This window comes from Variovorax sp. V213, from assembly GCF_041154455.1.
Classification (GTDB): Bacteria; Pseudomonadota; Gammaproteobacteria; order Burkholderiales; family Burkholderiaceae_C; genus Variovorax.
This window is the reverse complement of sequence record NZ_AP028664.1, coordinates 3,397,702-3,421,191: the sequence shown is the minus strand read 5'-3', so window position 1 is coordinate 3,421,191 and position 23,490 is coordinate 3,397,702. Positions and strand designations below refer to the sequence as shown.

Below are 23,490 nucleotides of genomic sequence, written 5' to 3'. Positions count from 1 at the left end.
AGACAGACAAATGGCGATCCCGAAAACACTGTCATGCGGGGGCGCCATGTGGGCCTCCGCCATGCTGCTTGCGGCCTGCAGCACCACCGGCCCGCAGAGCCTCGCGCTCGGCGCCAACCCGGCCGCGGCCTGCGCGGCGCTCGTTGCACCGGTCGCTCCGGCTGCCATCGGCCTGCCGAGCGGCGCGGCGACGGTAGATTCCGCCGTCCTCATGCCCGCCGTGGCGCTTGCCGTCGCAGAGCGTGGCCCCAGCCCCGCGTCGCGCATCACGCCGACGACGCCCGCGCACTGCAGGGTGCTGGGCCGCATCGCGCCGCTCGATGCGAGCGCGCCGCCGATCCAGTTTCAGGTGAACCTGCCGCTCGCGTGGAACGGCCGCAGCGTGCAGTACGGCGGCGGCGGGTTCAACGGCGTGCTGATCACCGGCCTTTCGCTGGTGCCGGCCGGCCGCTTCGATCAGCCCACGCCATTGGCACAGGGCTACGTGACCTACGGCACCGACTCCGGCCACCAGAATGTGGCCGGCCAGCCGCCGCAGGCCTTCGCGCTCAATGACGAGGCATTGGTGAACTTTGCGCATGCCTCGTACAAGAAGGTGCGCGACGTGGCGGTGGCGCTGATGCAGCGCGCCTACGGGCAAGCGCCGCAGAAGCTGTACTTCGTGGGCAGCTCCGAAGGCGGGCGCGAAGCGCTCACCATGGCGCAGCGCTATCCGCAGGACTTCGACGGCATCTTCAGCCGCGTGCCGGTCATCCACTGGACGGGGCTGCAGCACGCAGGCACGCGCAACGGCATTGCCACCTTCGGCGAAGGCTGGTTGCGGCCGGCGCAGGTGCAACTGGTGCACGACGCGGTGCTGGCATTGTGCGATGCCGCGGATGGCGCGGCGGACCGCATCGTGTCGAACCCCGTGGCCTGCCTGCAGCGCTTCGATCCCGCGAGCCTGCGCTGCGCTGCCGGCACCAGCGGCGACAACTGCCTCAACGATGCGCAGGTGCAGGCGGTGCGCACGCTGCGCTCGCCCTGGCGTTCGCCCGTGCCGCTGGCCAACGGCGTCACGGACTACCCGGGCTGGGGCATCGGCGGCGAGGGCACGCCGGCCTTTGCATCGACGGGCGGCTGGAACGCCTGGTGGACGGGCACCGCGGCGCCGACGGTGCCGCCGCAACCGAGCAACGGCATTGCGTGGTTCTACGGCAGCGGTGCGCTGCAGTATTTCTATGCGCGCAATCCGTCGATCGACGTGCGCAACTACCGCGCGGAAGACTTCGCCGCGCGGATCGCCACTGTGTCTCAGTTGATGGATTCGACCAACCCCGACCTCAGCGCCTTCAATGCGCGCGGGGGCAAGCTGCTGATGCTCGAACACATGGCCGACTATGCGCAGAGCCCGTTCGCGGGCATTCGCTATTACGAATCGGTGGTGGCGCGCATGGGTCGCGACAACACGGACCGCTTCATGCGCCTTTACACCGCGCCCGGCGTGGACCACGTGGGCAGCGGCGCCCCGGCCAACGTCGACATGCTCGGCGCGCTGGCCGACTGGGTCGAGCGCGGCCGTGCGCCGGCCGGCCTGCAGCTGGCCGAGCAGGAGGTGCTGCCGCCGTTCAGGATCGTTCGCGCCCGGCCGCTGTGCGAGTGGCCGCTGTGGCCGCGCTATACCGGCGGCGATGTGTCGCAGGCCGCGAGCTTCCAGTGCAGCAGGTAGCGCGACGCGCCTGGACGGCCTAGATCGCGCAGCTGTCCGGACCGCACGACGCCGGGCCGGTACCGGCGTCCGCCGCCGTGGGCGAGGGCGGCACGAGCTTGGCCAGCTGCGCCTTCCATTCCCCGGGGCGGCCAAGCCAGGGACCGATGTCGATGCGGCTCGCGGTGCCGTCGGCCTGTGCCAGCACGAAAGTCGGAAAGCCCTGGCCGCCCGCGCGTTGCAGCCACTGACGGCTTTCGGCCATGTGCTTGGACGTCGCTTCGCCCGACAGGCGCGCGAAGGCCGAGGCAAAAGCATCCGCATCGAAGCCGAGCTCGGCCGCCAGTGCGCCAAGCACCTGCGCATCGGCGATGCGGCGGCCCTCGACATAGTGCGCACGTTGCAGCCGATGGACCATGTCCAGCCCGCCGCCCGTTCGCAGCGCTTCGGCCGCGAGAACGGCCGTGGTCGGCGGTTCGGAATCCATTACCGCGCCGGTGTCGCGCAGCAGACCCTCGAAGTACGCCTCGCCAAAGGGCTGGCCCGAGAGCTCGGCGATCCGCCGGTCGTGCGGCATGACGTAGTCGCGCCACTGCGGCGTGATGGCGCGCCGGTTGCCACCGGTCATCATGCCGCCGCCATGGAACGCGACCTCGAGGCCCGGCACGTTGCGCGCGGCGTCGACCAGCGGTGCCGCCGCATAGCACCAGCCGCACATCGGATCGAAGATGTAGTGCAGGGTGGCGCCTTGCGCCGATAGGGTGTTGTCGTTCATTGCGTCCATTTCCATTTCTCCGAATGTTAGGTTCCGGGAACAGAAACAAAAACCCTGCTTTCGCCAACGAACAGTTTCCGATTTCGTTCGAGTCAGGAGGCCGCAGAGCGATCTGTTGCGCACTGCTCCAGATGCGCCACCAGCAGTTGCGCCGACAGCGACAGCGTCGCTTCGTCGCGAAAGCAGATCGCGAAGCGGCGGCGTGCCCAGGCATTGGTGAGCGGCATCAGCCGCAGGCGGTAGGTGTCGGCAAAGGGCTGCGCCACTTCCGCCGGCACCACGCTGATCGCGAGCCCGGCGCGCACCACGCGCAGGGCGGCGTCGAAGTTGGTCACCAGCACGCGGTATACCAGCGGCTTGCCCGCCACGGCGGCCTCGCGGGCGAGCATCAGCTGCACGGCGCTCAGGGCGGGCATGCCGACGAACTCGTGATCGAGCACGTCCTCGAACCGCACCTTGCCGCGGCGCGCCGCCGGGTGCGACGGGTGGGCAACGATGGCCAGATGGTCCGTTCGGTAGCTGCGCCGCTGCAGGCCCTCGAGGTCGGCGGCGTCCCAGCACAGGCCGATCGATGCGCTGCCCTCGCGGATGCCGCGCACGATCTCCGGGCTGACGCGCTCTTCCATGTCGATCCGGATGTCTCGGTGCGCAGGGTTCTGCAGAAAGTTGGCGACGTCCTCGGCCAGCGATTCGGCCAGCACCGACGCCGAGGCGAGGATGCGCACATGACCTCGCGCGCCGCCGGCATAGGCCGCCATGTCGCGCTCGATGCGCTGGGCGCTGCCGAGCATCGCGCGCGCATGCTCCAGCAGCGTTTCTCCGGCGGGGGTCGGCACCACGCCGCGCCGCTTGCGCAGCAGCAGCGGCGTGCCCACCGTGTCCTCAAGCTGCGCCAGGCGCTTGCTGATGGCCGATCCGACGATGCTGGCCTGCTCGCCCGCGCGCGCGATGCTGCGCGTTTCGCAGACGGAGACGAAGAGGCGAAGGGTGGTCAGGTCGAGGTCGCGCATGGGGTTTCCGGTCGAACGATGTGATATTCCATTTTGGAACGAATCTGATTCCAAAATCTATTTTCTGAATCGAACCGGAACTTCTAGCATCGGCGTCAAACCTTCAAAGGAGACACCTTGAACGAAGCCACGGTTGCGCCCGCAGCGCACGCCTTTCTGCCGCCCCGCGCGGTGGTCCGCGAAGTGGGGCTGCGCGACGGCCTGCAGAGCATCGCGAGAACCTTGCCCACCGCGCAAAAGCTCGAATGGATTCGAGGCGCGCATGCCGCCGGCCAGCGTGAGGTCGAAGTCGGCTCCTTCGTGCCCGCGCGCCTGCTGCCGCAGCTGGCCGACACGGCCGAGCTGCTGGCGTACGCGAAGACGCTGCCGGGGCTTTTTGCCTCGGTGCTGGTGCCCAACCTTCGGGGTGCGGAACTTGCCATTGCCGGCGAGGCCGATCTCATGATGGTGCCGCTGTCGGCCAGCCATGCGCACAGCCTTGCCAACCTGCGCAAGACACCCGACGAAGTGGTGGCGGAGGTCGCGCGCATCCGCGCCGCGCGCGATGCCGCGGGCTCCAAGACGCTGATCGAGGGCGGCGTGGGCACGGCGTTCGGTTGCACCATCCAGGGTCACGTAGAGATCAGCGAGGTGCTGCGCTTGATGCAGGCGCTGCTCGACGCCGGTGCCGACCGCGTGAGCCTCGCCGATACCGTCGGCTATGCCGATCCCGCGATGGTTCGCAGCCTGTTCGAGCGCGCAAGGCGCATCGCCGGCGACCGCCTGTGGTGCGGCCATTTCCACGACACGCGCGGCCTCGGGCTCGCGAATGTGTATGCCGCGCTGGAAGTCGGCATCGCGCGCTTCGATGCCTGCCTGGCCGGCATCGGCGGCTGTCCGCATGCGCCCGGCGCCAGCGGCAACGTCGACACCGAAGACCTCGTGTTCATGCTCGAGAGCATGGGTGTCGGCACAGGCGTCGACCTGCCGAAGCTGCTCGACCTGCGCCGGCGCGTGGCTGGGTGGCTGGAAGGCGAGACGCTGCAGGGCACCGTGTGGCGCGCGGGTTTTCCGAAGACCTTCGCGGCGACGGCAGGAGCATCGGCATGAGCGTGAACACCCAGGAAAAACGCCTGCCGCTCACCGGCATCCGCGTGGTCGAGTTCACGCACATGGTGATGGGGCCGACCTGCGGCATGGTGCTGGCCGACCTGGGCGCGGAGGTCATCAAGGTCGAGCCGATCGACGGCGACCGCACGCGGCACCTGCTGGGCGCGGGTGCCGGTTTCTTCCCGATGTTCAACCGCAACAAGAAGAGCATCGCGCTCGACCTGCGCCACCCGCAGGGGCTCGAAGCGGCGTTGCGCCTGTGCGCCACGGCCGACGTGGTGGCGCAGAATTTCAGGCCCGGCACCATGGAGAAATACGGGCTCGGCCATGCCGCGCTCAGCAAGCTCAATCCGCGCCTGGTGTATGTGAACCACACCGGCTTCCTGCCCGGCCCCTACGAGCATCGCACCGCGCTCGACGAGGTGGTGCAGATGATGGGAGGCCTGGCCTACATGACGGGCCGGCCCGGCGATCCGCTGCGCGCGGGCACCAGCGTGAACGACATCATGGGCGGCATGTTCGGTGCCATCGGCGCCATGGCCGCACTGATGCAGCGCGCCCAGACCGGCAAGGGGCAGGAGGTGCAGTCCGCGCTGTTCGAGAACAACGTGTTCCTGGTCGGCCAGCACATGCTGCAATACGCCATCACCGGCCAGGCAGCGGCGCCGATGCCCGAGCGCATCTCGGCCTGGGCGCTGTACGACGTGTTCACGGTGAAGGATGGCGAGCAGATCTTCCTGGCCGCGGTGAGCGATGCGCAATGGACGGTGTTCTGCGACGCCCTGGGCTTCGACGACCTGAAGGCCGACCCTGCCTTGCGCACCAACAACGACAGGGTGCGCCTGCGGCCTACGCTGCTGGCGGACCTGCGCAAGCGGCTGGCCGACCGCCCGGCCGCCGAGTTGTCGGCGATCTTCGAGGCGCGCGGGCTGCCTTTCGCGCCCATCGTGCGGCCCGAAGACCTCTACGAGGATCCGCACCTGAAAGCGACCGGCGGGCTCGCCGACATCCGCCTGCCCGACGGCGAACGCGCGGGGCAGACGGCGCAGACGACACTGTTCCCGATCACGTTGGGCGGCCAGCGGCTGGGCGTGCGCCTGGACCCGCCCACGCTCGGCGAGCACACGCGCGAACTGCTGGCCGAACTCGGCTATGCGGAGTCGCAGATGGCGGCCATGCAGGCCGAATCGGCCGTTGCCTGAGTGTTTTTTCCAGAACCATAAAGAGAGACAAAGCCATGCACAAGATTCTTCCCCCGATGACCCGCCGCGCTGTACTGGGCTTCGGTGCCTCCGCTGCGGCGCTGGCGGCTTGCCCGGTGCTCGCGCAGGGCTCCGACAAGCCTATCCGCTTCATCCTGCCGATCAGCGCCGGCTCGGGCGTGGACGCCATCGTGCGCGCGGCCTCGGTTGCGCTCGGCAAGGCCTTCGGCCAGCCGGTGGTGGTCGAGAACCTGCCCGGCGCGGGCGGCATCACCGGTACCTCGGCGCTCGTCAAGGCGGCGCCCGACGGGCTCACGCTGGGCATGGTGTCGAACAACCACGTCATCAACCCGGCGGTGTACAAGAAGATGCCGTTCGACGCCATCGCCGACGTGACGCCGATCAGCGTGGTGGGCGCGACGCCGCTGGTGCTGGTGGTCAATCCGAAGCTGCCCGCCAGGAACGTGAAGGAACTGGTGGCGCTGCTGCGCGCCAAGCCCGAGGGCTACAACTACGCATCGTCGGGCAACGGCACGATCATTCACCTGGCCGGCGAAATGTTCATGGACGAGGCCGGCGTGAAAGCACGGCACATTCCCTACAAGGGTACGGGCCCGATGGTCACCGACATGATCGCGGGCCAGGTCGAGATGGGGGTGGTGGCGCTGCCCGCGGTGCAGCCGCACATCAAGAGCGGCGCGCTGCGCGCCATTGGCCTGTGCGGACCGGTCCGCTCGCCGGCTGCGCCCGATATTCCGACCATTGCGGAGCAGGGGCTGCCCAACTATGCGGTCGAAGGCTGGTTCGCGGTGATCGGCCCGCCGAAGATGCAGGCCGCCGACATCCAGCGCGTGCACGCCGCCGTGGCTGCTGCCTTCACGAGCGCCGAGGTGCGCGAGGCCATGGACAAGCAGGGCAACATCATCAAGCTCACCTCGCCCGAGCAGGCCGCGAGCTACTTCCGCACCGAAGCGGCGCGCTATGCGGCGCTGGTGAAGAAGGCCAATGTGGTGCTGGAGTAGGGCCTTGGGCCGTCCTCGGCGCTACGCCGCCGGCCCCACCGCGCGGTAGAGCGCGCGTACGAAATCCGACTGCGTGATCATCCCGGCGAGGCGCCGCTCGCCGTCGATGATCGGAATGTGGTGGTGCCCGCCTTCCGAAAAAAGCGGCACCAGGTCGACCACGGGGCGGTCTGCGCTGGCCACGCGCACCTGGCGCGTCATGATCTGGCCCACCACCTCGGGCTTGTTCGAGACCACGGTGCGCGTGGCGCGGATCAGGTCGCGCAGTTTGCCGGCGATGCCTTCGTGGTGCTCCAGGTCGAGCAGGCGGAAGAAGTCGGCCTGCGTCACGATGCCGACCACGCGGCGCGTGCGGTCGGTGACGGGCAGTGCCTTGATGCGGCGCTGGGCCATCAGCATCCAGGCCTCCTGCAGCGGCGTGCCGAACTCCACCGACACCGGGTCACGCGACATGATGTCGCCGCAATGCAGCGTGCCGAGTCGCCGCTTGTAAGACTCGAGTTCGGTCTGCTGGATCAGCGACTCGAGATCGTCGCGGCTGATGTCCAGCACCTGGTTGTAGCGCGCCAGCACCGCGTCGATGTCGGACTGGCTGAAGCGGGCGTCGGCCGATGGTGGCCGCACCACCTGCACGTGCGGATAGCGCCTGCCCGTGAAGGTGTTGTAGGCCACACCCGCCAGCACCAGCAAGAGCGAATTGGTGAAGGTGGGAAACAGGGCCGCCGAGAAATGGTCGGTGTGCGTGAGCACGGCGAGCAGTGCCGCGGCCCCGCCCGGTGGATGCAGGCTGCGCGTGGCGAACATCAGCCCGATGGCCGCACCTACGGCAATTGCCGCGGCCCAGGCCGGATCGGGTATCCAGCGCACGCAGGCAATGCCCACGAGCGTGGACAGCGTGTTGCCGACGATGACCGGCCAGGGCTGCGCCAACGGGCTTGCGGGCACGGCAAACACCAGCACCGCGCTTGCGCCCATCGGCGCGATCAGCCAGATGCTGACGCCCACCGCTTCGGCCATCCAGCGGCACAGCAGCGCGGTGATCAGCAGCCCGATGGCCGCGCCGGCCACGGCACGCATGCGTTCGCGCGCATCGACGGTGGTGCGGCCCGGCAGCCAGGCACGCGCATGCGTCAACAGGGCGGAAAACTGTGTCATGGCGTCAGGCCTCCGCGGCCACCCGGCGGCCGATCTCGGGCCACCGCCCATGCAACCAGACCCACGCGACGAGGCCGATGCCCAGCATCAGCGTGGAGGTGAGCGCCAATGCAAGTGTGGAATGCATGACCAGCGGTGCCACCACGCCGGCCACGATGCCGTTGGCGGTGGAGCCGATCACGGCCTGCAGCGACGAGGCCATGCCGCGCCGCTCGGGATGAAGGTCGAGCACCAGCAGGGTCACCACGGGCACCATCAGCGCCCAGCCGAAAGCGAACACCGCCAGCGGCCACAGTGCCCAGGCGGCGTGCGCGGTGAAGAGCGAATTGGCCACCACGTTGACGAGCGAGGTCACCAGCATGATCAGGAAGCCGTCGCGGATCTGCCGCTTGGGCGCCACCTTGCCCGCCATGCGGCCGCTGGCCCACGCGCCCGACATGATGCCGCCGATGGTCAGCAGGAAGAACCAGAAGAACTGGGTCGGCGCCAGCGCGAGGTGGTCGCCGAGGAAGGCGGGTGCGGCGAGCACGTAGAGGAACATGCCGTTGAACGGAACGCCGCTCGCGAATGCAAGCAGCAGAAAGCGCGGGTCCGAGCACAGGTCCCAGTAGCCGCGCATCAGGTGCCGCACCTGGAACGGCTGGCGCTGGCTCTGGTGCAAGGTTTCAGGCAGCAGCTTGAAATTGGCCACGAACAGGATCACGCCGACCGCGACCAGGAACCAGAAGATGGCGTGCCATCCGGCATGGACGAAAAGAAAGCCGCCGACGATCGGCGCAATGGCCGGCGCCACGCCGAAGTAGATGGTCACCTGGCTCATCACGCGCTGTGCGTCGGCGGGCGGGAACATGTCGCGGATCACGGCGCGCGAAACCACGATGCCCGCGCCGGTCGAGAGGCCCTGCAGCCCGCGGAACAGCACCAGCTGCGCAATGTTCTGCGACAGCGCGCAACCCAGCGAGGCCAGCGTGAACACCGCGAGACCCCACAGCACCACGGGCCGGCGGCCGAAGCTGTCCGACAGCGCGCCGTGGAACAGGTTCATGAACGCAAAGCCGAACAGGTAGGCCGAAAGTGTCTGCTGCATTTCGGCCGGCGTGGCGCCTATGGAGCGCGCGATGCCCGAGAAGGCCGGAATGTAGGTGTCGATGGAAAAGGGACCGAGCATGCCCAGCACGGCGAGCAGCACGGCAAGCGCCCAGCGCGGGGCTTGCCAGAGCTTGTCTGCATCGGGATTCATGGGATTTGCTCCATTTTTCTTGTCGGTAGAGGCCAAAAAAGAAAGCGCCCTTGCGGGCGCCTCCTCGTCAGAGAGAAATACCGGAGACCGGCTCAGAGCGTATCAATAAAGCTGCGCAGTTTGTCGGAACGGCTCGGGTGCTTGAGCTTGCGCAGTGCCTTTGCCTCGATCTGGCGGATGCGCTCGCGGGTCACGTCGAACTGCTTGCCGACTTCTTCCAGCGTGTGGTCCGTGCTCATCTCGATGCCGAAGCGCATGCGCAGCACCTTGGCTTCGCGCGGCGTAAGGCTGTCGAGAATGTCCTTGACCACGTCGCGCAGGCCCGCCTGCATCGCAGCTTCGATGGGCGCCGTGTTGCTACTGTCCTCGATGAAGTCGCCCAGGTGCGAATCGTCGTCGTCACCGATGGGGGTTTCCATCGAGATCGGCTCCTTCGCGATCTTCATGATCTTGCGGATCTTGTCTTCCGGGATCTCCATCTTGGCGGCCAGGATGCCGGCGTCGGGCTCGAAGCCGAACTCCTGCAGATGCTGGCGCGAGATGCGGTTCATCTTGTTGATCGTCTCGATCATGTGCACCGGGATGCGGATCGTGCGGGCCTGGTCGGCGATGGACCGGGTGATGGCCTGGCGGATCCACCACGTGGCGTAGGTCGAGAACTTGTAGCCGCGGCGGTATTCGAACTTGTCGACCGCCTTCATGAGGCCGATGTTGCCTTCCTGGATCAGGTCCAGGAACTGCAGGCCGCGGTTGGTGTACTTCTTGGCGATGGAGATCACGAGGCGCAGGTTGGCCTCGATCATTTCCTTCTTGGCGTCGCGCGAGGACGACTCGCCCTCGTTCATGCGCTTGTTGATTTCCTTCAGCTGCGTGAGCGGCACCACCACGCGCGACTGGATGTCGGTGAGTTTCTGCTGCAGTTCCTGCACCGGCGGAATGTTGCGCGCGAGCACGGCGCTCCAGGGCTTGCCGGCGGCGGCCTGCTTCTCGACCCACTTCAGGTTCAGCAGGTTCGACGCGATGCGGTTGCCGTTCTTGTCGTAGCCCGAGAAGTCGCGAATGAACTCGTCCTGCGGGAAGCCGCACTTGTCCACGATGATGCGGCGCAGCTCGCGCTCCTTCTTGCGCACGTCGTCGACCTGCGTGCGAACCAGGTCGCACAGCTTCTCGATGGTCTTGGCCGTGAAGCGGATGGTCATGAGCTCGTCCGACAGGGCCTGCTGGGCCTTCTGGTAGGCCGGCGTGCCGTAGCCTTCCTTGTCGTAGATCTTGTGGACCTTCTCGAACATCGCCGCGATGCGGTCGAAACGCTCGAGCGCGTCGCGCTTGAGTTCCTCGAGCTTCTTGGTGAGGGCCTTGGAACCGCCCTTGCCGTCGTCGTCGTCTTCCTCGTCGAACTCGTCGAAGTCCTCCTCGGCCACGTAGTCGTCGGCCTCGTTGGGGTTCGAGAAGCCGTCCACCACGGTGGAGATGACGACCTTGCCTTCACGGATGTCGGCGGCCAGGCGCAGGATTTCGGCGATGGTGGCGGGGGAGGCCGAAATGGCTTCCATCATGGCCATCAGGCCGCCTTCGATGCGCTTGGCGATTTCGATTTCGCCTTCGCGCGTCAAGAGCTCGACCGTGCCCATTTCGCGCATGTACATGCGCACCGGGTCGGTGGTGCGGCCGAATTCGCTGTCCACGGTGGACAGAGCGGCTTCGGCTTCTTCCTCGGCTTCTTCGACCGTGGTGGCGGTGGGCGCAGTGTTGTTCAGCAGCAAGGTTTCGGCGTCGGGCGTCTGCTCGTACACCGCCACACCCATGTCGTTGAGCATGGTGACCACGACTTCCATGGTCTCGGCGTCGACCAGCTTGTCGGGCAGGTGGTCGGAGATTTCGCCGTGCGTGAGGTAGCCGCGGGTCTTGCCGAGCGTGATCAGGGTCTTCAGGCGCGAGCGGCGCTTGGCCAGGTCTTCCTCGGAGAGCACGGTCTCGTCGAGGCCGAATTCCTTCATCAAGGCGCGTTCCTTCGCCTTGCTGATCTTCATGCGCAGCGGCTTGACCTTTTCTTCGGTGGTCGAGGCAACTGCCGGTTCGTCGCCGGCCAGGTCGTCCTCGATGTCCGACAGGTCGACGTCGCTTTCGGGCGCTTCGTTGCCGGCCTTGGGCTTGCGGCCGCGCTTGGCGCCGGTGGCGGGCGCGGCGGCGCCGGCCGCCTTGGGCGGGCGGCCTACTTTCTTGGCAGCAGGGGCGGCCGTCTTGGCGGTGGCTTTTTTCGGATCGTCGATGGAGGTCGATTTCGTGGGCACGGTTTTCACTTTCGTTGCGGCTGCCGATTTGGACGCGGCGGCACCCGACTTAGTTGCCGGCATAACGCCGGCTTTCAACGGTTTTTCTGCGACAGGCTTTGCGGTGGCGCCTTTGGCGAGTGAAGGAGCAGGCTTCTTTGAACTGGGCATACGACCTCGTTACAGCAAGATGGACCAAGCGAATCACAGGCGCACCGCCACGCGGGCGGCGCCACCAAGCCCGCGCACAGGCACGGACAGGAACAATTGGGAAAGAGGAAGAAATTCCTCGTCAGGCAAGATGTCGGGCGAACATTTGGTGTGCAGTCCTTGCGGTAAGTGACCCTTTCCGTCGGATTTTTTCCGTTGGAGTGCGTTGCGCTAGGGGTCGGCCCGGAGGTGCTGCTGTCGCTCTTGCCTAATTTCGCCAGTTGCGAAGCCTTACATTATAGCCTACTGCGCAAATTTCAAGCAGTTTTATGCCCCTGAGGGCTTGAGGCGGGCGCGCAATTCGAGTCTTCGGGCCTCCAGCGCCTTGTAGCGTTCCAGGGCCTTCGGGTCCGAGCCCACGGCGGCGATGGCCTCGCTCTGCTGGGCCTTCAGGCGGTCGTCGAGCATGAAGTCGAGCACGCTCGAAAGCTCCTTGGCGGCGTCCGCCAGGTGCTGCTCTTCCTCGCCTTCGGCGGGCGGGGCGCTCTCCGAAACGGCCATGAGCCGCTCCGCCAGCGGTTCGAAATCGAGCCCGCGCATGCCTTCGCGCAGCGCCGCCCAGGGCTGCACGCCATGCTCGTGCAGCTGGCTGTCGAGCCAGGTGAAAAGCGCTCCGTGCGGGCCGGGCAGGTCGCACAGCATGAGGTGCAATTCGTGCGACAACGCTTCCCACTGCGCCATGTTCGACAGCAGGAGGCGCACCGCCACGTCGGGCCGGCTCGGCGGCTTGCCGCGGCCGCGCAGCGGCTCGATGGGCGCCTCGAACTTGCCGCCCCAGCGCTTGCCCTTGGTGAATTTGCCACGCGGTTTGCTATCGTTTTCGTAGCGCGGCGGTTCGTATTCCGACGGCGGCGGCATGTCGGAGTAGTCGAATGGGTCTCCCGGCTCGCCGCCATGGCGTGGCGCGGGCGCCGCCGCGGCCTTGCGCGGGCCGGGCGTGGCGGCCCAGAGCTCCGACAGGGCGGCTGCGTCGAGCTGCACCAGCGTGGCGATCTCGCTCAGCAGCTGTCGCTTGAGCGCGCCGTCGGGCATGGCGCTCCAGAGCGGCCGGGCATTGCTGCTCATGTGGGCGCGGCCCTCGGCGGTGGTGAGGTCGCAGCCTTCGCGTGCGGCCTCGATCATGAAGCGCGAGAGTGGCGTGGCTTCCTGCACGAAGCGGGCGAAGGCGTCGGCGCCGAATTCGCGAATGAAGCTGTCGGGGTCGTGCTCGGCCGGCAAGAACAGGAACTTGATGCTGCGCACGTCGGTGGCATAGGGCAGGGCGCCGTCGAGCGCCTTGCGCGCGGCGCGGCGGCCGGCCGCATCGCCGTCGAAGCTGAACACCACCGACTCGGTGAAGCGGAAGAGCTTTTGCACATGTTCGGTGGTGCAGGCCGTGCCCAGGGTGGCCACCGCGTTCGGAAATCCGAGCTGGGCCAGCGCCACCACGTCCATGTAGCCCTCGGTCACCAGTGCATAGCCGCGCTCTCGGAAGGCGGCGCGCGCCTCGTACAGGCCGTAGAGCTCCCGGCCCTTGCTGAACACCGGCGTTTCGGGCGAGTTCAGGTATTTGGGCTTTTCGTCGCCGAGCACCCGGCCGCCGAAGCCGATGCATTCGCCCTTCACGTTGCGGATGGGAAACATCACGCGGTCGCGGAAGCGGTCGTAGCGCTTGGCGTCTTCGGCGCCGTCTTCGGTGTTGACGATCACCAGCCCGCTCTCGGCGAGCAGGGGGTCGTCGTAGTCGGGAAACACGCTGGCCAGGGTGCGCCAGCCCGCGGGCGCGTAGCCGATGCCGAACTGCTTGGCCACTTCGCCGGAGACGCCCCGGCCCTTCAGGTATTCGATGGCGCCCGGCGCCTGCCGCAACGCCTTGCGGTAGGCCTCGCCGGCTTTTTCGAGCACGTCGGTCAGCGTGGCCTGCTTCTGGCGCTGGTTCGCGGCGCGCGCGCGTTCGGCGGGGGAAGCATCGTCCTCGGGGACCTGCAGGCCGTATTGGCCGGCGAGGTCGTGCACCGCCTCGACAAAACCCATGCCGGCGTGCTCCATGAGAAAGCCGATGGCGTTGCCGTGCACCCCGCAGCCGAAGCAGTGATAGAACTGCTTGGTCGGGCTGACCGAGAAAGAGGGCGATTTTTCGCCATGGAACGGACACAGCCCCATGAAATTGGCGCCGGCCTTCTTGAGCTGCACATAGCGCCCGACGATTTCCACCACGTCGGCACGCGCGATGAGTTCCTGGATGAAAGAGGCGGGGATGGTCATGTAGGCGAAGAGCGGCAAATCATACGCAAGCGGCCGAACGCCCGCGCGCGGGCGCCATACTCGGAGTGACCCGGAGTCCACGGATGACGACGCCCAAACCATTGCACCACGCCGCGCCGCTGTTGCTGCGCCATCCCTTGAATTTTGTCTGGGATGCGCTCAAGGCCTTCCGCGCCAACCAGGGCCTGCTGCTCGCGGGCGCGGTGGCCTACTACGCCTTGCTCTCCATCGTGCCGCTCTTGATCGTGAGCGTCATTGCGATGTCTCACCTGATCGAGCAGGCCGAACTGCTGCGCACCATCGGCAGGTATCTGGAATGGCTGCTGCCGGGCCAGTCGAAGGCGATTGTCACGGAGCTGTCGAACTTTCTCGACCATCGCGACGTGATGGGCCCCGTACTGCTGGTGACAATGATTTTCTTCAGCTCGCTGGCCTTCAGCGTGCTCGAAAGCGCCATGGCGGTGATCTTTCACCACCGCAAGGCCGACCACCGGCGGCATTTCCTGGTTTCCGCCGTCATGCCGTACCTGTACATCCTGTTCCTGTGCGTGGGCCTGGTGCTGATGACGCTGGTGTCGGGCGCGCTGCAGTTGGTCGGGCAGGAAAGCGTCGACTTGTTCGGGCGCGACTGGTCGCTGTCGGGTGTGTCGGGGATGCTGCTCTACCTGCTGGGGCTCGGCGGCGAGATTTTCATGCTGACCTCGCTCTACCTCGTGATGCCGGCGGGCCGCATGTCGCTGCGCCACGCGCTGCTCGGCGGCGCGACGGCCGCGCTCCTATGGGAGGGCACGCGGCATGTGCTGATCTGGTACTTCTCGACGCTTTCGCAGGTCAACGTGGTCTACGGCTCGCTCACCACGGCCATCGTGGTGCTGCTGAGCCTGGAGATTGCCGCCACGCTCGTGCTGCTGGGGGCCCAGGTCATCGCCCAGTACGAGCGGCTGGACCGCACCGGCAGCACGGCGGTGCCGCCGATCACCGGGGCGGAAGTCGAATCGCTCCGTCGAGACGAATCACCTCCCCGTTGAGCTTGTCGTTCTCGATGAGCTGAAAAAACTCGGGGTTCCCCAGCGAGGATTTCGTCCGGATAAAAAATGATCCCGAAATTGAGCCCAGGGCGCGTGACCTCCATTCGCAGGGAAGGCCTTAGCGGACGGTCGCAGTGAGTGCTTTGGGCGACACAAACTCAACCAAGCCATTGAGACTCTGGACCACAGCGGCGAGATCCTTGTCAGCGGTCAGCAACGTGTGTCCGTTGACGATTCCGATCTCACCGATCAGCGCATCCTGAATGTTTTTTGCCTTGCCCTTGTTCAAAGCGTCGAGGCCAGTCTTGACCTGCGTGTAGATCGCTCCATCACCCCATTTGGCATGATCCCAGCGGGAGACGTCCCAGATCATCGATTCGGCTGGAACAAGGGTCGGGCGAAGCTGCGCGAGCGTAAGCAGGAGTTGAAGTCGGCGTTCTTTATCAGAAGTGTTGTTCAGTTCCTCGATCTGGACGTGCGAAACGACGAACGAGGAATCTGCAGGTAGCGAACTACGGTCGAAAACACCTTCGACAACTTTGTTGAATACGTTGGTGTCGAGTACGTAGGTGGTCATGAAAGTCCTTCCGAAGAAAAAGGGCACCCGAAGGTGCCCTTGCTGCTTTACTTGCCCTTGCGCGCCGGGGGCGGCGAGGGCTTGCGGTCCGGCATCTGCGTCAGCACAGAGCCAGCCAACTGCCGCGCGGCCTTGGTTGCGGAAGGTTGACGCAGGACCTTGCCAGCCAAGCTGCCAAGGGAGGGAGACGACTTTTCGTTTGCGGCCATGATTGGGCCCTTTCAACGGTTGAATTTATGGATACCAACAGCAAATGCTGTTCGTGAGGGCTTCGGCCACGTGGCCGAAGCCTGTTTACGGACTCGCAAGTCCGTCGCATAAATAACTACGCCGTCGTCGGGTACTACCGAATCAGCTGGACTGAGTGGTTCAGCCAAGTTACGATTGATCCGGCGACAGCGATTACGTTATTAACTTTTGCTGGTTGCTATCCACTACTTCCTCCTTTCTTCTCAAGATCCGTCTCCAGACGGGGTTGTTTTGGATACCGAAAGGCCGGGTCGTCCAAACCCGGGCCTTTCACTCTCTTAGTGACCACCCTTTCGCGCGGTCCGCTTCAAACATCGACGACTCCGACAAGATTTGCGACAACCGTCCCAAATTCGGAGTCTCCACACCTTTCGTGCGTAGCAGCTTGTGAATGTCACGAAGCGGCAACGGACCAAACGTTTCCAGCAGCGACCTGACCTCCAGGCTCACAGCGTTCTTCTGCTGTCGTGATACCGGATACAACTCAACCAACGGCGGCTGCCCTTGCGCCTGCACGTAGCGATGCTGTTCCCTTCTCCAGCTAGCTTCCTCGCTCTCCACGACCAACTCTGGCTCGACCGTCACCTCGTACTCCGCCAGAGCCTGCTTCAACTCCTCAAGCTCCCAGTCGGCTTCCTTTACCCGAGCAGCGAGCTTTTCAAGCGCACTCATCAATGAGTGTTGCTCTCTATCCAGCTCCGCTCGAAGAAATCTGACCTTCTGGTATTTCTCTCTCAGCGCCTCGGCAATAACGTTCGTGCGCCTTTTCGCCGTCAGTGACGGGTTCATCGCGTCAGTTTCGAAAGTCATGGACGAATGGTAACACGTTATTCGTTACATTCTAATTCGTTGCAAATTAGAGACACGAATGAGAATGACGAATGCCGTTACGAATTATAGGCACGAGGAGGGTAGACAGAGCAAGTTTTTCGTACATCGCCGCGAGCGGCGCTGGTTCGAGTATCAAATTACTACTTTGTTGCCTTCGCCATGAGCTTCTGAGCGTTCTTGAACAGCAGCACGTTGTCGCCGTTGTTCTCCTTGGCGTCTTCCTTCTTGATGTTGTACTTGTCTTCCAAGGACTCCTGCATCTTCTGAAGCATGGTCACGGTCGCCATCGTTTCCTTCAGGATCGACATCTGGCTCTTGCGCCGCTCAACGGCATCACGGTCGAACAACTGATCGACCTTGACGAGCAACAGACCCTGTAGCTCCTGGCAGAACTGACGAAGCATCTCGTTGATCGCCACGCCCAGTTGAGCGTGCATCTCCTTCTTCTCTTCGTACATCTTCTTCATGCGAGTGCGCTGGGCTGCAGCGTTCGCGTTCTCTTGGCTGCGGCGTCGGTTCTTCAGCGCCAGTGCTGCCTTCTCTTCAATCTCTTTCGCCGCCTTCTCGGCCTTCGTCTTCGCACGATCCAAGATCGTTGTCTCCATCGCTTCCACGGCTGGCGTGAACTGCGAGAGATTTACTTTTTCTTCCTGACCTGCCCCCTCCCGGCCGTACCAGCGTAGTGGCAGTGAAGTCCGTCAACTTGGAGAATGACGGACATGAGAAAGAGCAGATACACCGAGGAGCAGATCATCGGTTTCATCAAGCAAGCCGAGTCTGGCTTGCCGATCAAAGATCTGTGCCGCAAGGGCGGCTTCAGTGATGCGACCTTCTACAAATGGCGCGCCAAATACGGCGGGATGGACGTGCCCGATGCCAGGCGCCTGCGTGAGCTCGAGGCCGAGAACAACAAACTCAAGAAGCTGCTGGCCGAAGCGCACCTGGACATCCACGCGCTGAACACGGCCTTCGGGGTAAAGCGATAGCCCCGCAAGCCAAGCGCGCGGCCGTCGCCATCATGATCGGGCAATGCGATCTGAGCGAACGACGCGCCTGCAGGCTTGTGGGGCTCTCCCGCGACAGCTACCGCAACCCACCCGAGGTCGATGCCATGACGCAAGAGCTCAGCAACAAGATCGTCGAGATCGCGCATGCACGTCGGCGCTTCGGCTATCGGCGCATCCACGACATGCTGCGCCCGCACTTCCCGGGCGTGAACCACAAGCGCGTCTACCGCCTGTACAGCGCCGCCAACCTGGCGGTGCGCAAGCGCAAGAAGGTCAAACGCCCCGCCAACGAACGCGTGCCGCTGCAACTGGCCACGACGGTCAATGAGGTGTGGAGCATGGACTTCGTCAGCGACAGCCTGAGCACGGGACGGCGCATCAAGTGCTTGACCGTGGCCGATGACTTCAGCCACGAATGCGTGAGCATCTCGGTGGACTGGGGAATCTCGGGGCAATACGTTACGCGACTGCTGGATCAAGCGGCCGTGTTCAGAGGCTACCCGCTGGCTGTGCGCACCGACAACGGCCCGGAGTTCACCAGTCGCGCCTTCATGGGCTGGGCGCAGACCCATGGCATCCGTCACATCCTGATCGAGCCGGGACGGCCCATGCAGAACGGCTACATCGAGAGCTTCAACGGCAAGTTCAGGGACGAGTGCCTGAACGAACAGTGGTTCGAGACGCTGCAGCAGGCCCGATCGGCCATCACGCTCTGGCGCCAGGACTACAACGAGGTCAGGCCGCACAGCAGTTGCCAGCGAATGCCTCCGTCGAAGTTCGCCGAGCTGCATCGCCAGCGCGCTGGCGATGCAGCTCGATCCACCTCAACAACCACCGAGATTAATTAATCTTGCAACCCCGGACTTCCTCGTTATGAATGGCACGGCAGAAGGGGGCAGGTCAGCGGCTCACGAAGACTTGATTCGTACCGGCAACAGTCTCGGTGCGGTACCCCGGCTACGCACCACCACTACGCTAGCTGGCCCGTCTGTCCAAGAGAACGAGGGCGCTTAGTGAAGCTGACGACGGCGCAGATTGGCCGTTTGGGGTGGCGCAGTGCTTCCTCAATTGAATTCGGGCTTGATGTATTGCTTGAGCCGAATGCGAATACGATCCCACCAGTGAAGCGCATGGCGGCTTGAGAAGCCGAGCGTTGAGTGGTTTTGTGTTGAAGTTTCAGCATACGCCCCGACAACTTCCATGTTGTACAGCTGCATCGTTGCCTCGAACCGCGCGTTGCGCTCCGTAAGGATTTTCGAGCCGCTAACACCGTCGTACGGATTACCGTCATCGAACACTTGCTCCCATACAACCGGAGCAGAAACCAGCTTGCCGTTCATCAGCACAAATCCGAAATCTGTGATTTCCATTTTGTGATCACGCCTGCTGATGACGTGCATCCCGTAGGCCGGCGTCTCCTCATAGTGGGCGGTTCCAAACCGAACGGTGATGCGATCGGATTGCTGCACGTACTTCCACAGCCAACTGATCAACCCGCCGACGAGCGCGCCCACCGAGGCGGCGATGCCCACAATCTTTACTAAATCATCTAACTGCACGAATAGTTCTGTGAGGCGTTGATCGTAGTGGCGAGGGTCTAGTCGTCGGTTTCGACAAAGCCAATCCGCTTGCTCGGCTCTTCAAATGGTTTGGCCAACCCTTCCTTCGACAACTGGTAGAGATGATCATAGAGCGGCAAAGTCGTCTTGGGCTCCATCGAATCGACCTTGAATTCCTTCCCGTCCATGCGAGCAGTGATCGAGCCGTCACCGTTCTCCCTGATGGCCAGCTTGTTGAATTCATTGACGAAGTGACCGAACTGCCCGCGTTTGAAGTCGATGCTGAAGCAAAAGTGCCAAAAGCCCTGCATGCCCAGCACCAGATGGGGGAGCGTATCGAGGGGGGCGACTTCACCTGAACGTTCAAGATTGCCATCCATGCGGCAGAACTTCATGTCAGCCGTTGGAGCGCCCAAGTAGAGAGCGTAGCCATCCACAAGTTGTTTGACGCGAAGCTGAGCGCGTTTGCTCGAATCAAATCGAGCCTTGGTATGCGCGACAGCCAGGTCGGATAGCTCGACATACTTGCTTGTCAATCTTCGCTCCTCGTTTGTTGGTGGAGTGATTATGGAACCCGAACGGAGCGGACATTGCTATTGAAAGGATAGCTTGATCGGAAGCTCGCGGCGCCTTGGGCGTGATCACATTTTCGGCTCCCGCCTACCCCGCTAAATTTGGGGCTTCGATTGAGTAGCCAACCTCGATAGTCACTCTAAATCGATTCGCTGCAAAAAATGGGAGCGCGAAGCTCCCTATTCACGCGCGTTTCAACGAGGGGGCAATCTAATCGCTCCGTCGAGACGAATCACCTCCCCGTTGAGCATGTCGTTCTCGATGATGTGCTTGGCGAGCTTGGCATAGTCCTCGGGCGTGCCCAGGCGGGAGGGGAAGGGCACGCTGGCGGCCAATGCGTCCTGCACCTCCTGCGGCATGCCGAACAGCATGGGCGTGCCGAAGATGCCGGGGGCGATGGTCATGTTGCGGATGCCGTTGCGCGCCAGGTCGCGCGCGATCGGCAGCGTCATGCCGACCACGCCGCCCTTCGAGGCGCTGTACGCCGCCTGGCCGATCTGCCCGTCATATGCGGCCACCGAGGCGGTGGAAATCAACACGCCGCGCTCGCCGGTGGCTTCGGGCTCGTTCTTGCACATGGCCTCGGCTGCGAGGCGGATCATGTTGAAGCTGCCGATCAGGTTGACCGTGACGGTCTTGCTGAACACCGCCAGCGCATGCGCGCCATTCTTGCCCACGGTCTTCTCGGCCGGTGCGATGCCCGCGCAGTTGACCAGGCCCACCAGCTTGCCGAGCTTCTGTGCCGCGGCAACCGCCGCTTGGCCGTCGGCCTCCTGGCTCACGTCGCATTTCACGAACACGCCGCCGATGTCGCGCGCGACGGTTTCGCCCTTGTCAGCCTGCATGTCGGCGATGACCACCTTGCCGCCGTTCGCCGCCAGCATGCGCGCCGTGCCTTCGCCGAGGCCCGAAGCGCCACCGGTCACGATAAAAACCTTGCCGTCGATCTGCATTGAGAGTCTCCTGGGATAAGGCACGCATTATCGAAGACAGGGAGAACCAAGCGACACGAGGTGCGCGCAGCCTGGGGGCGAGCAAGAAATGCCCGAAAAAAAAGGCCTCATCCGAAGATGAGGCCCTGAATTGGATCCGTGAGGACCCAAGGAGACAACTGGTATGGCCGGCGGCTTAGCGCTTGCGCGGAGCGGTCGCGGTCTTCGCGGCGGCAACGGCTTGCGTCGACACGGCGTTGAAATTGGCTTCGGCGACGTCGGAAGCCTGCTTGACAGCCTTCTGGACCGATTCGAAAGCGTTGTTGGCAGCAGCCACGGCGCTCTTCAGCACGGCAACGGCGGTTTCCGAACCGGCGGGTGCATTCTTGGAAGCGCTATCGACCAGGCCGACGAAGGTTTGCTGGGCTTCAGCAGCCTTGGTTTCGAAAGCCTTGGTGAATTCGGCGCCGGTGCCTTGGGCGATGTCATACAGGTGACGGCTGTAGGCGGCGGTCTTTTCGGCCAGGGGCTGGAACAGGCTGGCTTGCAGCGTCAGCAGTTCTTGTGCGTCCTTGACGTTCAGGGCGGCTTGGGCGGTGCCGGCGGCTTCGGCCAGGGCAGCCTTGGAGGCGGTCACGTTGAGCTCGACGAGCTTCTCCACGCCTTCGAAAGCCTTGGTGGTCAGGCCGAACAGGGTTTCGAGGTTTGCTTTTTGGGCGGCGAGGATTTGGTCAGCGGTCAGGGCCATTTGGGAATCTCCAGAAAGGATGGGTGGTGGTTCACGTTGCGCTGCCCCTCGTCTCTATGTTGCGGTGCAGCATGGCCTCAAGTATAGGCAGCACAGCTTTGCGATCAAGGGGGTTTTGCTGCTTTGCAGCAATTTAGAACACACTTTCTAAATTCGCCCCGCGCTCCAGAATGCAGGCATGCGCGCCTTCTATTCCGGCCAGTTCGTGTTGCCCTTGCCCCCGGGCCACCGCTTTCCCATGTCCCGCTATGCCCTGCTGCGCGACCGCCTGCTGGAGCACCTGCCGTCGGTGGAAATGGCGCAGGCGCCCCGCGCCACCGATGGCGAGCTGGCGCTGGCGCACACCCCGCAGTGGATCGCCGCCATCAGCGATGGCAGCGTGAGCACGCAGGCCATGCGGGAGATCGGCTTTCCCTGGAGCGAGGCGATGGTCGAGCGTTCGCGCCGTTCCACCGGCGCGACCATTGCCGCCTGCCGCGCGGCGTTTGCCGGCGGGGTGGCGGCCAACATGGCGGGCGGTACCCACCACGCCCATGCCGACAAGGGCGGAGGATTCTGCGTCTTCAACGACGCCGCGGTGGCCGCGCGGCTGATGCAGGCGGAGCATGGCCGCAGCGGGCGGCAGTTGCGGGTGGCCGTGGTCGACCTCGACGTGCACCAAGGCAACGGCACGGCCAGCATCTTCCGCAACGACCCCAGCGTTTTCACGCTTTCGTTGCATGGGCAGAAGAACTTTCCTTTCCGCAAGGAGGCGAGCGACCTCGACGTCGAGCTGCCCGATGGCTGCGGCGATGCCGAGTACCTCACTGCGCTCGAACACGCCCTCGACGAACTCGACCGGCGCTTCTTGCCCGGGCTGGTGATCTACCTGGCGGGCGCCGACCCCTTCGAGCGCGACCGGCTCGGCCGGCTCAAGCTGAGCTTCGACGGCCTGGAGGCGCGCGACCGGCGGGTGTTCGACTGGGCCTGGCAGCGCCGCATTCCACTGGCCTTCGCCATGGCCGGGGGCTATGCCAGCGACATTGCCGAGACGGTGCAGGTGCAAGTCGGCACCTTCAGGGTGGCCTTCGACTACTGGCGCCGCTGGCAAAATGCCGCGCGATGAGCTCCGCCAACAAACCCACGCCGCATGCCCGAGGCGGCTACCGCGCGTTCCGCAGCATCCCCACGCGCTGGGCCGACAACGACATGTACGGCCACGTCAACAACGTCGTCTACTACAGCTGGTTCGATACGGCCGTGAATGCGCTGCTGATCGAGCGCGGCGCGCTCGACATCCACCAGGGGCAGACGATCGGCTTCGTGGTCGAGACGCAATGCAACTATTTCGCCCCGATCGCCTTTCCCCAGACGGTGGAAGCGGGCATCCGGGTGGCCCAGGCCGGGCGCTCGAGCGTGCGCTACGAGATTGCGCTTTTTGCGGAGGGGGCGGAAACCGCGGCCGCGCAAGGCCACTTCGTGCACGTGTACGTGGACCGGGCCACGCAGCGGCCGGTGCCATTGTCCGAGGCGCTGCAGCGCGTGGTCGACGCGCTGAAAGCCTGATCCCAACGCAAACGGCGCCCGAGGGCGCCGTTTCTCCTGTGGCGCGGCCGCTCGGGCCGCCGCGGCCTTACATGGCCTTCTTCTTGGCCTTGATCTCAGCCTTGGCCTGGGCTTCGTCGGCCTTGGCCTGCTTCACGCAGGCGGCCTTGGCATCGCCGGCCTGGTCGTCGCACTTTTCCTTGGCAACCTCGTATGTAGCCTTCGCCTTCTCTTCGGCCACCTTGCGGGCATGCGCGTCGCTCGGCTTGTACTGCTGTTCGAGTTCGGCCTTCGCCACGTCTTCCGTGCCCTTGGCTTCCTTCTGGCAGACATCCTTCGCGTTGTCCTTCATCGCGTCGCACTTGGCCTTGGCGACCTTGTAGTCGGCTTCGATCTTTTCCTTGGCGACCTTGTACTCGTCCTTGGTCATCGCGCCGGCCTGGGTGGCCATGAAGCACGTGGAGGCCAGAGCGAGCATGAGCAGATGTTTTTTCATTGGAGTTCCTTCTTTGCGGTTGAGGAGAATTGAATAAGGATTGGGAGGGCAGGGGCCGCCTT

General features: G+C 64.5%; 23 protein-coding genes. 8 read left to right on the top strand and 15 right to left on the bottom strand.

Annotated elements, in window-relative coordinates; translation table 11 throughout:
- Window positions 1-10: 10 nt before the first annotated feature.
- Entirely contained in the window at window positions 11-1,708 is a 1,698-nt protein-coding gene (locus ACAM55_RS16285) for a tannase/feruloyl esterase family alpha/beta hydrolase (RefSeq protein ID WP_369652545.1), read from the top strand.
- Window positions 1,709-1,727: 19 nt separating this feature from the next.
- Here ACAM55_RS16285 and ACAM55_RS16280 read toward each other — a convergent pair whose 3' ends face one another.
- Together ACAM55_RS16280 and ACAM55_RS16275 are read right to left on the bottom strand one after the other, a co-directional pair.
- Window positions 1,728-2,471 (bottom strand): DsbA family protein, encoded by a 744-nt coding sequence (locus tag ACAM55_RS16280; RefSeq protein ID WP_369652544.1) that lies wholly within the window; start codon window positions 2,469-2,471, stop codon window positions 1,728-1,730.
- A gap of 83 nt (window positions 2,472-2,554) precedes the next feature.
- A complete protein-coding gene (locus ACAM55_RS16275) occupies window positions 2,555-3,472 on the bottom strand; it encodes a LysR family transcriptional regulator (RefSeq protein ID WP_369652543.1) in 918 nt (305 codons plus the stop codon).
- Window positions 3,473-3,589: 117 nt separating this feature from the next.
- Here ACAM55_RS16275 and ACAM55_RS16270 point away from each other — a divergent pair, with 117 nt between their 5' ends.
- The 3 genes from ACAM55_RS16270 to ACAM55_RS16260 are packed head-to-tail and all read left to right on the top strand — an operon-like array spanning window position 3,590 to window position 6,785.
- Window positions 3,590-4,561, top strand: coding sequence for a hydroxymethylglutaryl-CoA lyase (locus ACAM55_RS16270; RefSeq protein WP_369652542.1), 972 nt, complete (start codon window positions 3,590-3,592; stop codon window positions 4,559-4,561).
- A complete protein-coding gene (locus tag ACAM55_RS16265; RefSeq protein ID WP_369652541.1) occupies window positions 4,558-5,763 on the top strand; it encodes a CaiB/BaiF CoA transferase family protein in 1,206 nt (401 codons plus the stop codon). Before ACAM55_RS16270 ends, ACAM55_RS16265 begins: the two co-directional genes overlap by 4 nt.
- Window positions 5,764-5,798: 35 nt before the next feature.
- On the top strand, window positions 5,799-6,785 hold the full coding sequence (locus ACAM55_RS16260; protein ID WP_369652540.1) for a tripartite tricarboxylate transporter substrate binding protein: 987 nt from the start codon (window positions 5,799-5,801) through the stop codon (window positions 6,783-6,785).
- Window positions 6,786-6,806: 21 nt separating this feature from the next.
- Here the strand turns inward: ACAM55_RS16260 and ACAM55_RS16255 are convergent, their stop codons facing one another.
- The 4 genes from ACAM55_RS16255 to dnaG all read right to left on the bottom strand — a co-directional run bounded on the left by ACAM55_RS16255 (window position 6,807) and on the right by dnaG (window position 13,904).
- A complete protein-coding gene (locus ACAM55_RS16255) occupies window positions 6,807-7,940 on the bottom strand; it encodes an HPP family protein (protein ID WP_369652539.1) in 1,134 nt (377 codons plus the stop codon).
- 4 nt (window positions 7,941-7,944) lie between these two features.
- Entirely contained in the window at window positions 7,945-9,180 is a 1,236-nt protein-coding gene (locus ACAM55_RS16250) for a multidrug effflux MFS transporter (RefSeq protein WP_369652538.1), read from the bottom strand.
- A gap of 92 nt (window positions 9,181-9,272) precedes the next feature.
- The gene (gene rpoD, locus ACAM55_RS16245; protein WP_369652537.1) at window positions 9,273-11,621 is read right to left on the bottom strand and encodes an RNA polymerase sigma factor RpoD; all 2,349 of its coding nucleotides are present in this window, start codon (window positions 11,619-11,621) and stop codon (window positions 9,273-9,275) included.
- Between the two features lie 306 nt (window positions 11,622-11,927).
- Window positions 11,928-13,904 carry a DNA primase gene (dnaG, locus tag ACAM55_RS16240; protein ID WP_369652536.1) on the bottom strand — a complete coding sequence of 659 codons (1,977 nt, stop codon included), beginning with the start codon at window positions 13,902-13,904 and terminating at the stop codon, window positions 11,928-11,930.
- Between the two features lie 83 nt (window positions 13,905-13,987).
- Here dnaG and ACAM55_RS16235 point away from each other — a divergent pair, with 83 nt between their 5' ends.
- On the top strand, window positions 13,988-14,932 hold the full coding sequence (locus tag ACAM55_RS16235; RefSeq protein ID WP_307574668.1) for a YihY/virulence factor BrkB family protein: 945 nt from the start codon (window positions 13,988-13,990) through the stop codon (window positions 14,930-14,932).
- Window positions 14,933-15,050: 118 nt separating this feature from the next.
- Here ACAM55_RS16235 and ACAM55_RS16230 read toward each other — a convergent pair whose 3' ends face one another.
- The 4 genes from ACAM55_RS16230 to ACAM55_RS16215 form a co-directional block, all read right to left on the bottom strand.
- Entirely contained in the window at window positions 15,051-15,509 is a 459-nt protein-coding gene (locus ACAM55_RS16230) for a hypothetical protein (protein ID WP_369652535.1), read from the bottom strand.
- 47 nt (window positions 15,510-15,556) lie between these two features.
- On the bottom strand, window positions 15,557-15,718 hold the full coding sequence (locus ACAM55_RS16225) for a hypothetical protein (protein ID WP_369652534.1): 162 nt from the start codon (window positions 15,716-15,718) through the stop codon (window positions 15,557-15,559).
- A gap of 310 nt (window positions 15,719-16,028) precedes the next feature.
- Complete coding sequence (locus ACAM55_RS16220; RefSeq protein ID WP_369652533.1) at window positions 16,029-16,568, bottom strand: hypothetical protein; 540 nt, start codon at window positions 16,566-16,568, stop codon at window positions 16,029-16,031.
- A 161-nt stretch (window positions 16,569-16,729) separates the two neighbouring features.
- Window positions 16,730-17,194 (bottom strand): hypothetical protein, encoded by a 465-nt coding sequence (locus ACAM55_RS16215; RefSeq protein ID WP_369652532.1) that lies wholly within the window; start codon window positions 17,192-17,194, stop codon window positions 16,730-16,732.
- Window positions 17,195-17,308: 114 nt separating this feature from the next.
- Here ACAM55_RS16215 and ACAM55_RS16210 point away from each other — a divergent pair.
- Window positions 17,309-18,444 (top strand): IS3 family transposase gene (locus tag ACAM55_RS16210; RefSeq protein WP_369652222.1). Its coding sequence is split into 2 segments (ribosomal slippage): window positions 17,309-17,570 and window positions 17,570-18,444, totalling 1,137 coding nucleotides; the frame shifts between segments, so codons are not numbered across the junction.
- Between the two features lie 216 nt (window positions 18,445-18,660).
- Here ACAM55_RS16210 and ACAM55_RS16205 read toward each other — a convergent pair.
- The 4 genes from ACAM55_RS16205 to ACAM55_RS16190 all read right to left on the bottom strand — a co-directional run bounded on the left by ACAM55_RS16205 (window position 18,661) and on the right by ACAM55_RS16190 (window position 21,408).
- Window positions 18,661-19,155, bottom strand: coding sequence for a hypothetical protein (locus ACAM55_RS16205; protein ID WP_369652531.1), 495 nt, complete (start codon window positions 19,153-19,155; stop codon window positions 18,661-18,663).
- Between the two features lie 38 nt (window positions 19,156-19,193).
- The gene (locus tag ACAM55_RS16200) at window positions 19,194-19,691 is read right to left on the bottom strand and encodes a hypothetical protein (protein WP_369652530.1); all 498 of its coding nucleotides are present in this window, start codon (window positions 19,689-19,691) and stop codon (window positions 19,194-19,196) included.
- A 231-nt stretch (window positions 19,692-19,922) separates the two neighbouring features.
- Entirely contained in the window at window positions 19,923-20,681 is a 759-nt protein-coding gene (locus ACAM55_RS16195; protein WP_369652529.1) for a 3-hydroxyacyl-CoA dehydrogenase, read from the bottom strand.
- Between the two features lie 175 nt (window positions 20,682-20,856).
- Window positions 20,857-21,408 (bottom strand): phasin family protein, encoded by a 552-nt coding sequence (locus ACAM55_RS16190; RefSeq protein WP_369652528.1) that lies wholly within the window; start codon window positions 21,406-21,408, stop codon window positions 20,857-20,859.
- 178 nt (window positions 21,409-21,586) lie between these two features.
- Here ACAM55_RS16190 and ACAM55_RS16185 point away from each other — a divergent pair, with 178 nt between their 5' ends.
- Both ACAM55_RS16185 and ACAM55_RS16180 read left to right on the top strand, forming a co-directional pair.
- Window positions 21,587-22,513, top strand: a complete 927-nt coding sequence (locus ACAM55_RS16185) for a histone deacetylase (RefSeq protein ID WP_369652527.1) — start codon at window positions 21,587-21,589, stop codon at window positions 22,511-22,513.
- The gene (locus ACAM55_RS16180) at window positions 22,510-22,953 is read left to right on the top strand and encodes an acyl-CoA thioesterase (RefSeq protein ID WP_369652526.1); all 444 of its coding nucleotides are present in this window, start codon (window positions 22,510-22,512) and stop codon (window positions 22,951-22,953) included. The genes ACAM55_RS16185 and ACAM55_RS16180 overlap by 4 nt, the downstream gene beginning before the upstream one ends.
- 67 nt (window positions 22,954-23,020) lie before the next feature.
- Here the strand turns inward: ACAM55_RS16180 and ACAM55_RS16175 are convergent, their stop codons facing one another.
- On the bottom strand, window positions 23,021-23,428 hold the full coding sequence (locus ACAM55_RS16175; protein WP_369652525.1) for a hypothetical protein: 408 nt from the start codon (window positions 23,426-23,428) through the stop codon (window positions 23,021-23,023).
- Between the last annotated feature and the right edge of the window lie 62 nt (window positions 23,429-23,490).

What these genes read in the sequence shown, in the direction of transcription:
- ACAM55_RS16285 (WP_369652545.1), top strand. Translation starts at nt 11, where the DNA reads ATGGCGATCCCGAAAACACTGTCATGCGGGGGCGCCATGTGGGCCTCC.
- ACAM55_RS16280 (WP_369652544.1), bottom strand. Translation starts at nt 2,471, where the DNA reads ATGGACGCAATGAACGACAACACCCTATCGGCGCAAGGCGCCACCCTG.
- ACAM55_RS16275 (WP_369652543.1), bottom strand. Translation starts at nt 3,472, where the DNA reads ATGCGCGACCTCGACCTGACCACCCTTCGCCTCTTCGTCTCCGTCTGC.
- ACAM55_RS16265 (WP_369652541.1), top strand. Translation starts at nt 4,558, where the DNA reads ATGAGCGTGAACACCCAGGAAAAACGCCTGCCGCTCACCGGCATCCGC.
- ACAM55_RS16260 (WP_369652540.1), top strand. Translation starts at nt 5,799, where the DNA reads ATGCACAAGATTCTTCCCCCGATGACCCGCCGCGCTGTACTGGGCTTC.
- ACAM55_RS16255 (WP_369652539.1), bottom strand. Translation starts at nt 7,940, where the DNA reads ATGACACAGTTTTCCGCCCTGTTGACGCATGCGCGTGCCTGGCTGCCG.
- ACAM55_RS16250 (WP_369652538.1), bottom strand. Translation starts at nt 9,180, where the DNA reads ATGAATCCCGATGCAGACAAGCTCTGGCAAGCCCCGCGCTGGGCGCTT.
- rpoD (WP_369652537.1), bottom strand. Translation starts at nt 11,621, where the DNA reads ATGCCCAGTTCAAAGAAGCCTGCTCCTTCACTCGCCAAAGGCGCCACC.
- dnaG (WP_369652536.1), bottom strand. Translation starts at nt 13,904, where the DNA reads ATGACCATCCCCGCCTCTTTCATCCAGGAACTCATCGCGCGTGCCGAC.
- ACAM55_RS16235 (WP_307574668.1), top strand. Translation starts at nt 13,988, where the DNA reads ATGACGACGCCCAAACCATTGCACCACGCCGCGCCGCTGTTGCTGCGC.
- ACAM55_RS16230 (WP_369652535.1), bottom strand. Translation starts at nt 15,509, where the DNA reads ATGACCACCTACGTACTCGACACCAACGTATTCAACAAAGTTGTCGAA.
- ACAM55_RS16225 (WP_369652534.1), bottom strand. Translation starts at nt 15,718, where the DNA reads ATGGCCGCAAACGAAAAGTCGTCTCCCTCCCTTGGCAGCTTGGCTGGC.
- ACAM55_RS16220 (WP_369652533.1), bottom strand. Translation starts at nt 16,568, where the DNA reads ATGACTTTCGAAACTGACGCGATGAACCCGTCACTGACGGCGAAAAGG.
- ACAM55_RS16215 (WP_369652532.1), bottom strand. Translation starts at nt 17,194, where the DNA reads ATGGAGACAACGATCTTGGATCGTGCGAAGACGAAGGCCGAGAAGGCG.
- ACAM55_RS16195 (WP_369652529.1), bottom strand. Translation starts at nt 20,681, where the DNA reads ATGCAGATCGACGGCAAGGTTTTTATCGTGACCGGTGGCGCTTCGGGC.
- ACAM55_RS16190 (WP_369652528.1), bottom strand. Translation starts at nt 21,408, where the DNA reads ATGGCCCTGACCGCTGACCAAATCCTCGCCGCCCAAAAAGCAAACCTC.
- ACAM55_RS16185 (WP_369652527.1), top strand. Translation starts at nt 21,587, where the DNA reads ATGCGCGCCTTCTATTCCGGCCAGTTCGTGTTGCCCTTGCCCCCGGGC.
- ACAM55_RS16180 (WP_369652526.1), top strand. Translation starts at nt 22,510, where the DNA reads ATGAGCTCCGCCAACAAACCCACGCCGCATGCCCGAGGCGGCTACCGC.
- ACAM55_RS16175 (WP_369652525.1), bottom strand. Translation starts at nt 23,428, where the DNA reads ATGAAAAAACATCTGCTCATGCTCGCTCTGGCCTCCACGTGCTTCATG.